At 30.5% G+C, this 13,431-nt stretch carries 11 protein-coding genes and 1 pseudogene; 2 read left to right on the forward strand and 10 right to left on the reverse strand.

The features are described from left to right. Positions 1–118 precede the first annotated feature (118 nt). Both NT01CX_RS10595 and NT01CX_RS10600 read left to right on the forward strand, forming a co-directional pair. The gene (locus tag NT01CX_RS10595) at positions 119–2,857 is read left to right on the forward strand and encodes a calcium-translocating P-type ATPase, PMCA-type (protein ID WP_011723038.1); all 2,739 of its coding nucleotides are present in this window, start codon (positions 119–121) and stop codon (positions 2,855–2,857) included. A 102-nt stretch (positions 2,858–2,959) separates the two neighbouring features. Continuing rightward, positions 2,960–3,985, forward strand: coding sequence for a 5'-nucleotidase, lipoprotein e(P4) family (locus NT01CX_RS10600; protein ID WP_011723039.1), 1,026 nt, complete (start codon positions 2,960–2,962; stop codon positions 3,983–3,985). A 54-nt stretch (positions 3,986–4,039) separates the two neighbouring features. On the opposite strand, the gene NT01CX_RS10605 is transcribed toward NT01CX_RS10600, so the two are convergent. The 10 genes and pseudogenes from NT01CX_RS10605 to glpK all read right to left on the reverse strand — a co-directional run bounded on the left by NT01CX_RS10605 (position 4,040) and on the right by glpK (position 13,362). Then, positions 4,040–4,363, reverse strand: coding sequence for a hypothetical protein (locus tag NT01CX_RS10605; protein ID WP_011723040.1), 324 nt, complete (start codon positions 4,361–4,363; stop codon positions 4,040–4,042). Between the two features lie 144 nt (positions 4,364–4,507). Then, positions 4,508–5,323 (reverse strand): annotated as a pseudogene (locus NT01CX_RS10610) (mannose-1-phosphate guanylyltransferase); the annotation flags it as partial. 115 nt (positions 5,324–5,438) lie between these two features. Then, complete coding sequence (locus NT01CX_RS10615; RefSeq protein WP_011723043.1) at positions 5,439–7,013, reverse strand: recombinase family protein; 1,575 nt, start codon at positions 7,011–7,013, stop codon at positions 5,439–5,441. A 4-nt stretch (positions 7,014–7,017) separates the two neighbouring features. Continuing rightward, entirely contained in the window at positions 7,018–7,188 is a 171-nt protein-coding gene (locus NT01CX_RS12350; RefSeq protein WP_011723044.1) for a hypothetical protein, read from the reverse strand. 56 nt (positions 7,189–7,244) lie between these two features. Further along, positions 7,245–7,805 (reverse strand): nitroreductase family protein, encoded by a 561-nt coding sequence (locus NT01CX_RS10620; RefSeq protein WP_011723045.1) that lies wholly within the window; start codon positions 7,803–7,805, stop codon positions 7,245–7,247. Between the two features lie 52 nt (positions 7,806–7,857). Next, positions 7,858–8,811, reverse strand: a complete 954-nt coding sequence (locus tag NT01CX_RS10625; protein WP_011723046.1) for a 2-hydroxyacid dehydrogenase — start codon at positions 8,809–8,811, stop codon at positions 7,858–7,860. A gap of 172 nt (positions 8,812–8,983) precedes the next feature. After that, positions 8,984–9,247 (reverse strand): sugar phosphate nucleotidyltransferase, encoded by a 264-nt coding sequence (locus NT01CX_RS10630; RefSeq protein ID WP_011723047.1) that lies wholly within the window; start codon positions 9,245–9,247, stop codon positions 8,984–8,986. A gap of 169 nt (positions 9,248–9,416) precedes the next feature. Beyond that, on the reverse strand, positions 9,417–10,598 hold the full coding sequence (locus tag NT01CX_RS10635; RefSeq protein WP_011723048.1) for an acetyl-CoA C-acetyltransferase: 1,182 nt from the start codon (positions 10,596–10,598) through the stop codon (positions 9,417–9,419). A gap of 74 nt (positions 10,599–10,672) precedes the next feature. After that, positions 10,673–11,518, reverse strand: a complete 846-nt coding sequence (locus tag NT01CX_RS10640) for a 3-hydroxybutyryl-CoA dehydrogenase (RefSeq protein ID WP_011723049.1) — start codon at positions 11,516–11,518, stop codon at positions 10,673–10,675. 365 nt (positions 11,519–11,883) lie between these two features. After that, positions 11,884–13,362: a glycerol kinase GlpK gene (glpK, locus tag NT01CX_RS10645; protein WP_039224241.1), complete on the reverse strand. Its 1,479-nt coding sequence runs from the start codon at positions 13,360–13,362 to the stop codon at positions 11,884–11,886. Positions 13,363–13,431 lie beyond the last annotated feature (69 nt).

Raw genomic sequence — 13,431 nt, forward strand, 5'->3', positions numbered from 1 at the left:
TCTAATTTATTTACAATAAATTCATTACCTTATATACCTTTTTATGTTACAATAAATTACTTTTTATATTACAATCATGTTATAATTTATTCTATACACTAAAAAAAAGGGTGATGATATGAAATACTTTAAAGAAAAAACTTCTAATGTGTTAAAAGAACTAGAAGTAGATTCAGACAAAGGCTTATCTAATTCGGAAGCTAAATCCAGATTAGAAAAATACGGCCCTAATGAATTCACCAAGCAAGAAAAAGGTTCTATTTGGGACGATATTAAAGATGCATTAACAGAACCTATGATGATAATTCTTCTAATAGCTGCTGTTGTAAGTGCTATTATTGGAGAATTTCAAGATGCGATTGGTATTGTTTGTGCTGTAGCTATTGGTATCGCTATTGGTATCGTAACTGAAGGTAAATCTCAAAAGGCAGCAGAAGCTCTATCAAAAATGACAGAAAACATAGAAGTTAAAGTTATGCGTAATGGGAAAATCATTCAAATAAGCAAAAACGATTTAGTTCCTGGAGACATAGTTTTTGTTGAAATGGGTGATATGGTTCCTGCCGATGGTAGACTTATTGAAAGTATTGATTTAAAAGTTAGAGAAGATATGCTAACTGGTGAATCGGAAGATGTTTCTAAAAAAGCAGATATTACTGTTGATATGACTACTATTGAAAGTAAAGGCAAAACTATAGTACAAGACCCAATACCAGCAAAACAAATTAATATGGTATTTGGTGGTACTCTTATTGCTTATGGAAGAGGAAAATTCGTAGTTACAGCTACCGGTGATTCTTCTGAAATGGGTAGAATTGCGAAAAACCTTGATGATGGCGATAATGAAACTCCACTTCAAGTTAAATTAGGTGATTTAGGTTCAAAAATTTCAAAAGTATCTAGTGCCATTGCAGGTATTCTTTTTATAATAATGCTTGTAAAATTAATCATGGCTCATACTCTACATATTGATACATCAGGAATAGTTCCTTTCCTTGATTCTATTGAACCTATAAAAACTGCATTTGTAGTTTGTGTAGCATTAATAGTTGCAGCAGTTCCTGAAGGACTTCCAACAATGATTAATATGACACTTGCTATAACAATGCAAAAAATGGCTAAAATAAATGCCCTTGTAACTAAAAAGGAAGCATGTGAAACAATCGGTTCAGTTAGTGTTATTTGTTCTGATAAAACTGGTACTTTAACACAAAACAGAATGACTGTTGAAAAAGTTTATGTTAACGGTAAATTTGTTGAAAGAAACGAATTAAGCAGAGGTAGCAATTACTTTATAGATAACTGCTTAATCAACTCAACTGCCGATATAGAAAAAAATGATGATGAAGTTAAATATTTAGGAAGCGCAACTGAATGTGCATTACTTTTATACAATGATTCTTATGATTATATAAAAGAAAGAGAAAATAGTAACATAATGCATCAAATTCCTTTTACATCAAAGCGTAAAAGAATGTCTACAATTATAAATGAAGAAAATAATTGTACTGTTTTAACTAAAGGTGCTCCTGAAGTTATTTTAGATTTGTGTGCTTATGAAAACATAAATAATGAAATAGTAAAATTAACTGATGAGAGAAAAAGTGAAATCTTATGTGCAATAGAAAGTCTTCAAAAGAAATTTATGCGTGTACTTGGATTTTCATATAGAAGCATTGAAGCTGAAGTTGCAATGTCAACAGAAGCTGGTGTAATTGAAAATCATTTAGTATTTACAGGATTTGTTGGTATAAAAGATCCTCTAAGACCTGAAGTTTCAGATGCCGTTAGAATAGCAAAAGAAGCTGGGGTTTCAACTAAAATGCTTACTGGTGATAATATAAACACTGCTATTGCAATTGGAGAAGAACTTGGATTATTAGAAAATGGTCTAAGAGCTGTTGAATCAAGTTATATTGATACCCTATCTGATGAAGAATTAAGAGAAGAAATTAAAACAATTGCCATAGTTGCTCGTTCAAAACCAGACACAAAAATGAGAATTGTACAAGCATTACAAAATAATAATGAAGTAGTTGCAGTTACAGGTGATGGTATCAATGATGCCCCTGCCCTTACAAAAGCCGATGTAGGTATTGCAATGGGTATTGCAGGAACTGAAGTTTCTAAAAATGCAGCTGATATTATACTAACAGACGATAGTTTTGGAACAATAGTTAGAGGAATTAAATGGGGTCGTGGAATATATGAAAACTTCCAAAGATTTATTCAATTCCAAATCACAGTTAATATAGTAGCCTTCTTAACTGCTATTTTATCTGTAATATTTGACTTTGAAATGCCTTTTACAACAATACAATTGTTGTGGGTAAATATAATAATGGATGGTCCTCCAGCTCTTTCTTTAGGACTTGAACCTGTCCGTGATATTGTTTTAAAGAGAAAACCTGTAAATAGAAACTCTAGCATAATTACTAAAAATATGCTAATAACTATGATTTTAAACGCTATATATATAACAGCAGTAATAATGATACAAATGGTATTTAATCCACTTGGAGCAGAAGTTCCTCCAGCAGGATTTAAGGGACCAAACGAAATGGAAACTGTTTTATTTGCCCTATTTGCTTTCAACGCATTATTTAATGCATTTAACTGTAGAGAATTTGGTACAAACAGTATATTCCCTTACTTCAAAAACAATAAAGTAGCACTACAAATAATAGGAATTACAGCTGTAGTTCAAATTATTATAACAGAATTATTCTCAGGATTCTTTAACGCTGTTTCATTAAGTCCTATTATGTGGATTAAAGTTATACTAACTTCTTGTTTAGTAATAGTTATAAATGAAGTTATAAAATTAATAATTAGAACAACAAAAAAAGCCTCTTAATCAGGGGCTTTTTTTATTATGGTTTTTTTGAAAAGGATTTTACAATTTTTTGTAGAATTACTAAATTACCATTTTAAAATATAAATTTAAGGAGGACTGCTCATGTCTTTAAAGAAAAATAGTCTTTTGATTTCTATGATTGTAAGTTCATCAGTATTATTTTCATCCTTCTCAGCATTTGCAACAGATACAACATATAAGGTAAAACCAGGTGATACTTTAAGAAAAATAAGTTCAAAGTATCATATGACCTGGAAACGCTTAGCAAAATTAAATAACATAAAAAGTCCATATCTCATATTCCCAGATCAAATACTAAAACTTCAAGAAAACGCACAAATACCAGTACCAGCTCCAGTATGCAAACCAGAACCTAAACAAGCAAAAATAACTCAAAAAGATTTAAATGAACAATTAGTAATGGCAGAACTATGGATGCAAACTTCTGCTGAATATAGAGCTTTATGTTATCAAGCATATAACACTGCTAAAGTTATTGTGGATCAAAATGTATCTTCATTTAAAAAAGGCGATAAGCCCTTAGCATTAATTACAGATTGTGATGAAACAGTTATTGAAAATAGCATATATGATGCTGGATTTATAGATCATAATGATTGTCATAATAATGATAACTGGCCTAAATGGGTTAATGCAGCTGAAGGAAAAGCTATGCCTGGTGCAAAGGAATTTTTAGACTACGCTCACAGTAAAGGCATTGAAATATTTTATGTAACAGGTAGAGATGAAGAGAACTCTTTAGATGGAACAATGAAAAATCTTGAAAAAGTAGGTTTCCCTTGCGTTGATAAATATCATATGCGCTTAAAAACAACTACAGGAAACAAAGAACCTAGAATGCAAGAAATCGAAAAAAAATATAACGTTATAATATATATGGGCGATGATGCAGGTGATTTTCCAGTTGGCTCATATCATAAAGATATGAAAACTCGTAATTCCTTAGTAGATAATCATAAATCTGAATTTGGTTCTAAATTTATAGTTCTTCCGAATCCAACTTATGGTCATTGGGAATCATCTCTTGCTAAAAACTATTGGAAACTAACTCCAGAACAAAAAAATGCTTTAAGAAAAGAACTTATAAAAAGATGGAGAGCAGATTAAGATAAAATAAATAAAAGCCTAAATAAAGGCTTTTATTTATTTTAATTATAACATTTATTGCATTTGGTTATTTCCTTTATTCATTGCAGATTTAGCATTTTCTTCTTTTACTTGTGCAAGTACATTTGCATCATTACTTATTGCTGCTGAAGATGTCATAGCATTATTTGTTACAGAATTATTCATAGATGCATTATTCATGTTTGCCATTGAATTTGTTGCATTAGCAGCTGATTGAGCATTTTGTTGTTTAACTTCTTCTAATGGAGATCCATATGCCATGTTATTCATATTAGGAGCTGCATTAGCAGAAGTTCCTGCCTTTTGAGCTGATTGCTTATTTAATTCTTTAGTTTCTTTTAAATAATCATTATTCATCAGTAAAAATCTCCCTTCTAATCACTTAAAATACTAAATCCTTTTGTCCTGCCATCATGTCTACAATGATATCTTCTCCATTTTTATAAAATGGTATGCTGAAAATAAATTGCAACAATGTCTAAAGAAGTTAATATTTTTATTTTATAAATATTCATCATATTTATGTTTTTCTTTTAATAAATTTACTAAATGTTTAATCTCTTGGTCTCGATTTTTATCCATTACTAAAAGAACATCACCTGCATCTACTATAATCAAATCCTTTATTCCAAAACCTATTATCAATTTTTCTTTACCTAAAACAAAACAGTTTTCACTTTGCTCTAAAAATGTTTTTCCCTTTATACTATTTCCTCTATAATTCTCAGCAAATCTAGCCATAGCTGAAAAACTGCCAATATCATCCCATTGAAACTCACTTTTAATAACGTAAGCTTTTCTAGTCTTTTGCATTATTCCAAAATCTACTGATATACCTTCTATTAAGTCATATTGTCTATTTATAGTTTTTTCTTCTTCATCTGTTCCTATTGTTTTATATACTTCCATTAGACAATTATACATTTCAGGAAGATATTTTTGCATCTCCCTTAAGTATACATCTGCTCTCCACACAAACATCCCGCTATTCCATAAGTAATTACCATCCATGAGAAAATCTTTTGCAATTTCTAAATTAGGTTTTTCTGTAAACCTAGTTACTTTAAATGTAGGAATATTTCCTCTAACTCTATTTCCCATTTGAATATATCCATATCCTGTTTCGGGTCTTGTGGGTTTTATTCCTATTGTTATAAGCCCTCTTCTTCTTTCAGCAATTTCTACAGCTTGTTTTACAGTTTCCACAAATATAGATTCTTGATTTATAAAGTGATCCGATGGAAGCACCACCATTATAGCATCTTTATCTTTTTTCAAAAGTTTAATTGCAGAAAGCCCTATACATGTAGCGGTCTCTTACTTGTGGTTATAGGTCTTTAAGTATTCTTCTAATACCTTATTATTTCTAATAGAAACCATATAAGAACCAAAATGTAAATTTTACTTTTTAATTAAATATACCTGTGATAAACTAATGTAAATCATTGCTTTTAAATTTATAACATATATCTATAACTTTACATTTTCTTTCTTTATCCTCCGAAACAACAATTCTGTCTACTAAATTTTCCAAAATAAACCTATCTAAATCCTTAAAAGATAATATTTCATCTATAAAATTTTTATAATAATTATATATTTCTTGTTCCTGAACTTTAAAATCATTTGATTCAATTTTATTAATTAATTTATTTTTTTTATTTATTATATTTTCTTGTTTCTGCTCAATAATGGTTACTAGCATTGTAAAGTTTCTATAGTTAATAGCCCCATTAAGCTTGTCATTATATATCTTTTGAATTTTTCCATCAAGTTTATCTAGTTGCTTATTTAAACACTCTAGTTTTTTTTCATAATTATTGTCGCCCTTTATTTTTTCTCTTAATAATTCATATACTTCTTCCATATCATTAATTTCCAGGACATGTCTTCTTAAATCATTAAGAATAGCTGTTTTTAAGTATTCTTCTTTTATGGAATGAGCTGTGCATTTCCCTCCACCTCTTTGGCTATTAGTACATTTATAACCTTTAAACTTTGTTCTATAGCTCATACTTCCTTTGCATTCATTACATTTAAGTACACCTGAAAACAAATGCACATTACCGTCTTTGTGCCTAAACTTTTTCCTTCTTTCATTTATAATTTCTTGTACTTTTTTAAAAGTTTTCTTTGAAATTATTCCTTTGAATTCTTTTCCTATAATCCATTGATCTTTTGATGTTATCTTTACTTTTTTGATTTTGTAACTTACCTTTTTCCATCTTCCTTGAACCATAATCCCAGCATATTTAGGATTAGTTAATATATATCTTATGGTGTTCCCACTCCATTTTTTTGATTTACCTTTAGTAGCATTCTTAACATTAGCAGAAGGTGGCTCTATGCCTTTATTGTTTAGATATGTTGCTATTTTCCCCATACCATAACCTTGTATATATAAACTGAATATTTCTCTAACAATATCAGTTGTTTCATCTTCTTTAGGTACAAGCTTTATACTCTTTATTTCTCCTTCATAAGTTGTCTCAAATTTATAACCATATGGAGGTTTACTTGCAATTGAAGAACCTCTAATCATTCTTTGCCTTAATCCATCTCTTGTTCTTTTAGAACAGTCTTTAATATACATTTCATTTAATATGTTTTTAAAAGGTACGATGTCATCAACCTCATTTATTGTATCTACATTGTCTAAAACAGATACAAACCTTACTCCCTTTTCTTTAAAATAATCTTCAAGATAATATCCTGCAACTATATAATTTCTTGCAAACCTAGATAAATCTCTTGTTAAAACCATATTTATTTTTCCACAGTCTATATCTTCTTTCATTTTTATAAAGCTTTTTCTATTAAAGTTTGATCCCGAAAATCCATAATCCTCATATACTTCTTTTAAATTATATATATCTTCTTTACCACTTTTATTCTTTTCCATGATCCATTTTTTAAGTCCCTGAATTTGCGCAGGTATTGATTCGGATTGTTCTTTTTTATCAGTAGATACTCTTGCATATATTGCTACATTCCAAACTTTTTTCATGCAATCACTCCTTTTCTTTTTTTAATTTATTAATATCAGGAGCAATTGCATTAAAATTTTTGTTATTTATTTCTGTATCATAGCTGTTTAGTTTATACTTTAATATATTTTTTATTATCTTTTTTAAATCTTCTTGTCCATAGTGAAAGTTTATTTTTGGCTTATTTTTGGACATAAAAAATCCCCCAGCATATTAGTTATCATTCTATTTATATGCCAAGGGTTTTTTATTTATTTTATATAATTTAAAACATGTTTGTTTATAACTTTTTCTTTAAGTTCTATATTGTCTTGTTTATATCCAACTGCAATTGCATAGTGTGGAACATATCCTTCTGGAATATTTAATTTTTTAACTTCATCATCAAGAGTAAAGAAGAACTTAATAAGACCTATCCAAATAGAACCAAGTCCTAAAGATTCAGCTGCTAAAAGCATATTTTCAATTGCCGCTGAACAATCAACTACAGTGGAACCTGAATTAGAATTTTGATTTCCTGAAACCACTATAACTGTAGGAGCTTCATAAAATATATTTCCTGCGCCCTTTCCAATTTGAACTATTTTATTATCCCCACTACTTATCATTACTTCTTTAGCTTTATTACTAATATGTTCTATTACTTTTTCATTTTGGATAACTGTAAAGTGCCATGATTGACTATTATGAGAACTTGGCGCATGCATACCTGCATCTAAAATTTCCTGTAATTGTTTATCTGATATTTGTTCTTTTTTATAGCTTCTTATACTTCTTCTACTTTTGATAGTTTCAATAACAACATTACTCATTTGTTGAATTCACCTCCTAAAATTTTACACAATATATATTCTATCATATATTCTATAACATTACATTTTGTGGGCTTCCATCTAACCATTTTTCTATATTTTTAAATACTATTTCACATCTTCTATACATAGCTTCTTCTGTTGCAAATGCAATATGTGGAGTTACAACAACATTAGGTGCATTAAATAATGGATGCTCCTTTGAAATTGGTGGTTCTATTTCAAACACATCAATTCCTGCCCCTTTAATTTTGCCTTTTTTAAGCGCTTCAGCTAAGGCACTATTATCCACAACAGGCCCTCTTGCTGTATTTATTAATATTGATGATGATTTCATAAGTTCTATTTTTTCTTTACTTATAAGTCCTTTTGTTTCATCATTTAGTGGTACATGTAATGAAACTATATCACTTTTAGATAATAATTCATCTAAAGATACATATTTAAATCCTGTATCTATAGCTTCTTTTCTTTCACTTCTGCTATAAGCTAGTACATTACATCCGAATGCTTTTGCAATTTGTCCTACTCTTATTCCAATAGCACCTGTTCCAACAATTCCTATAGTTTTTCCTAAAATTTCGTTTTGAGAAAATCCATTTCTTGTTTTTCCTTCTCTTGTAGCTTTATCTAATGGCACTATATTTCTAAGGACAGAAAATATAAGTCCATAAGTAAGTTCTGCTACAGAAGAAGTGCTATATCCAGCGGCATTACATACCATAACTTGTTTTTCTGTACATGCTTTTGTATCCACATGATCAATTCCAGTAAATGCAACAGAAATCATTTTTAATTTGTCATCTGATTTTATTACTTCTCCTTCTAAAGGCATATTTGCAAGAACTAAAACTTCTGCATCTTTAGCTCTTTCCATAAGAACTTTTTTATCTTGTACTTTATCTTCAAATAATATAACTTCATGCCCTTTATCAATAATTGGCTTTGCTATAGAATAAACTTCTTCTTTAGGTAATCCTAATGGTTCTAATACTGATATACGCATATTATATACCCCCTAAATTTATATGTTTTAGCTTCATATTATAAGTTTAATATATATTAAATCTATATTCCACATTAGTAACGGTTTTTATAAAATTTATGTATATATTACCTTTAATTTCTTAATAATTTTACATAACGCCTTATTTGTAATGTATGACCTATGTTGTTTATTAAGAGGTCTCTTTATTAGCAGGTTCAATGAAAATATTTTTGCAATTTATATCAGGTAGTTCCCCTTTTATTTTATCTATATAATCTTTATTTGTAACAATAAAAGTATTTTCTTTCTCTACAACTGGGCTAATTCTATCTACAGTATTTCTTAAAAAACTTTTTTCATTTATAACTTTTAAAAACTGTTTAGGACTTTTTTCACGAGATAATGGATAAAGTCTTGTCCCTTTTCCACCGGCTAAAATTAGTGCATATATCACCTTAGCACACTCCAACTTCAATTGTTTATACTCTATATTATGTAAGTTTTAGCCTTTCGTGACGAAATTTTAACATAAAAGAAAGGCTTCTTGATATATTATCAAGAAACCTTTCTTTTCTATTAAATTTACATTAATTATACTACATCAACTATACGATTTATAAGAACTACATTCTTTCAACGATCATAGCAGTTCCCATTCCACCGCCTATGCAAAGTGTAGCAAGACCTTTTTTAGCATCTCTCTTTTCCATTTCATATAATAATGTAACTAAGATTCTAGCTCCTGAGCATCCTACTGGGTGACCAAGTGCAATAGCTCCACCGTTAACATTTACGATATCCATGTTGAATCCTAAATCTCTAGCAACTGCTAAACTTTGAGATGCGAATGCTTCGTTAGCTTCTATTAAGTCTAAGTCTTTAACTTCTAAGTTAGCTCTTTCAAGTGCAACTTTTGTAGCACCAACTGGTCCATATCCCATGTATGCAGGATCTAATCCTTTTGAACCATAAGATACTATTTTAGCTAATGGTTTAATTCCTAATTCGTTAGCTTTTTCTTCGCTCATTACAACTAATGCAGCAGCTCCATCATTGATACCTGAAGCGTTTCCTGCTGTAACTGTACCGCCATCTTTCTTAAATGCAGGCTTTAATTTTCTTAATCCTTCTATGTCAGCACCGAATCTTGGGTGTTCATCTGTATCAAATACAACTTCACCTTTTTTAGTTTTTATAACAACTGGAACTATTTCATCCTTAAATCTTCCTGATTTTATAGCTTTTTCAGCTTTATTTTGAGAAGCAAGTGCAAATTGGTCTTGATCTTCTCTAGATATATTCCATTTTGCAGCTATATTTTCTGCTGTCATTCCCATATGGTAATTGTTAAATGATTCCCAAAGACCATCTTTAACCATAGCATCAACTATTTTACCATCGAACATTCTTTGTCCCCATCTAGCACCTGGTACAACATATGGTGCAGCAGACATGTTTTCCATACCACCTGCAACTACGATATCAGCATCTCCTGCTTTTATCATTTGTGCTGCTAATGATACTGCTCTTAATCCTGATCCACAAACTTTGTTTAATGTAAATGCTGGTATTTCAACAGGAATTCCTGCTTTTACAGCTGCTTGTCTTCCTGGGCTTTGTCCTAGACCTGCTTGAATAACATTTCCCATTATTGTTTCATCTATCATTTCTGGTTTGATTCCAGCTCTTTTAATAGCTTCTTTAATAACGATTGCGCCTAATTCAACAGCTGGTACATTTTTTAAAGTTCCACCGAATTTACCTACGGCTGTTCTTACTGCACTTGCAATAACTACATTTTTCATGATATCTCCTCCATTAATCCCCTTATTTTTTTGTTTTTCATTTTACTACTAATTAATAATATATATTCATAAGATTATTTTGAATAATCAAAGAATCCTTTGCCAGATTTTCTTCCAAGATATCCAGCTCTAACATATTTTCTAAGTAATGTATGAGCTCTATATTTTGAATCCCCAGTTTCTTTATATAATACGTCCATTATAGCAAGACAAACATCTAGTCCTATAAGATCTCCTAATGCTAAAGGTCCCATTGGGTGATTTGCACCAAGTTTCATAGCTGTATCTATATCTTCTGCTGATGCAATTCCTTCTGCATATATTCCAACAGCTTCATTAATCATTGGAATTAATATCTTATTTACAACAAATCCAGGAGCTTCTGCAACTTCTACTGGTTCTTTTCCTATTTCAATTGATATTTGTTTAACAGCATCAAAAGTTTCTTGAGATGTTGCCATTCCTCTTATAACTTCTACAAGCTTCATTACTGGAGCTGGATTAAAGAAATGCATTCCAATAACTTTTTCAGGTCTATTTGTTGCTGATGCAACTTCTGTTATTGAAAGTGAAGATGTATTTGAAGCTAAGATTGTTTCTGCCTTACATATCTTATCTAAGTCTCCAAATATTTGCTTCTTAATTTCCATGTTTTCTATTGCTGCTTCTACAACTAAGTCACAATCAGCTGCCATATTAAGGTCAACTGTTCCAGTTATATTAGCAAGGATTTCGTTTTTCTTATCTTCTTCCATCTTCCCTTTTTTAACTAATCTTGAAAGGTTTTTGTCTATTCCTTTAAGTCCTCTTTCTACGAATTCATCTTTGATGTCTCTTAAAACAACTTTATGTCCTTTTACAGCAAATGCTTGAGCAATTCCTGATCCCATTGTTCCAGCACCTAGAACACATATTTTCATTGAAATTCCCTCCTTATAGTTCGATGTATTGTTAATTTTTTAACTTTAATAGTTAAAAAAAATCTTGCACCTACAAAAGTATCCACTATATATAGTCTACTAATGTAACAACGTTTTTTCTCAACCGTGGTTACTTACTTGTTGTTTACATTTATTATTATACATCAAATTGATAGAATATTTCAAACTCTTTTTTCCATGTTTTTCAGAATTTATTGTTAAATATATATCATTTACACTGTTTTTTATAGTGAAACTACTATTTTTTATATTTTTGTTTTTTTATTTTATTTTTAACAAATTTATTCTTTTATTCCTTTATTTTATGTTAAAGAAGACCTAAATTAATAGGCCTTCTCGTACTTTTACTTACCTTCCCAACCTTTAGATACATTAATAGCTTTATGCCATCCTTTAATGAATTTTTCTCTTTTCTCCTTTTCCATTAAAGGCTCAAAAGTTCTAGCTATCTTACAGTTAACCGCTATATCTTCGCTATCTTTCCAGTAGCCTACAGCAAGTCCTGCAAGATAAGCAGCTCCTAATGCCGTTGTCTCTATGATTTCGGGTCTTTGTACATTTACATTTAATATATCTGATTGAAATTGCATTAAAAAGTTGTTAGCACAAGCTCCACCGTCTACCTTTAGAGCTTTTAGTTCTACCCCTGAATCTTCTTCCATAGCCTTTAAAACATCATAAGTTTGATATGCCATAGACTCTAATGCCGCTCTAATTATATGTTCCTTCTTGGCACCTCTAGTAATTCCCACCATAGTTCCTCTTGCATATGCGTCCCAATAAGGCGCTCCAAGTCCAACAAATGCCGGAACTAAATATACTCCATTAGAATCCTCAACTGCACTTGCATATTCTTCTGATTCAGCCGCTGTTTTTATCATTCTAAATTCATCACGTAACCACTGAATTACTGCTCCACCTATAAATACACTTCCTTCAAGAGCATATTGTACTTTTTCCCCTCTTGAAGCTGCTATTGTTGTAAGAAGTCCATTTTTTGATTTTACAGCTTTATCTCCAGTATTCATTAATAAGAAACAGCCAGTTCCATAGGTATTTTTAGCCATACCTTCTTTAAAACACATTTGCCCAAATAAAGCCGCTTGCTGATCTCCAGCATCTCCTGATATTGGTATAAGTCCGCCGATTACTGATGGGTGAGTTTTTCCGTAAACCTCACTTGAAGATTTAACTTTAGGTAACATTGATATTGGTATATCTAGTTTTTCTAATATCTCTTCATCCCATTTTAATTCATGAATATTATATAGCATAGTTCTTGAAGCATTTGTGTAATCAGTTACATGAACTCTTCCCTTGGTTAAATTCCATATTAACCATGTGTCTACATTTCCAAACATTAAGTCTCCTCTTTCAGCTAATCTTCTTGCATCAGGTACATTATCTAAAATCCATTTTATTTTAGTTGCTGAAAAATAAGCATCTAAAATTAGCCCCGTTTTTTCCTCTATTATCTTATCGAACCCTTCTTTTTTTAACTCATCACAATACTCAGCCGTTCTTCTACATTGCCAAACTATAGCATTATAAACAGGTCTACCATTTTTCTTATTCCAAACAACAGTAGTTTCCCTTTGATTTGTTATTCCTATAGAACAAATATCACCAACTTCTAGTCCAGCTTTATTTAAAGCTTCTTGCGCAACCCCTAGTTGTGTTCCCCATATTTCCATAGGATCATGTTCAACCCAACCAGGTTTTGGATATATTTGTGCAAACTCTCTTTGTGCTACGGATACCATTTCTCCAGCTCTATTAAAGATAATACATCTTGAACTTGTTGTGCCTTGATCTAATGCCATTATATACTTTCCATTAACGTCTAAATCACTTATGTCTGTACTTTCTACTTGCTCATAATGATCTTGATT

Origin of the sequence: Clostridium novyi NT (assembly GCF_000014125.1) — a bacterium.
Taxonomy (GTDB): domain Bacteria; phylum Bacillota; class Clostridia; order Clostridiales; family Clostridiaceae; genus Clostridium_H; species Clostridium_H novyi.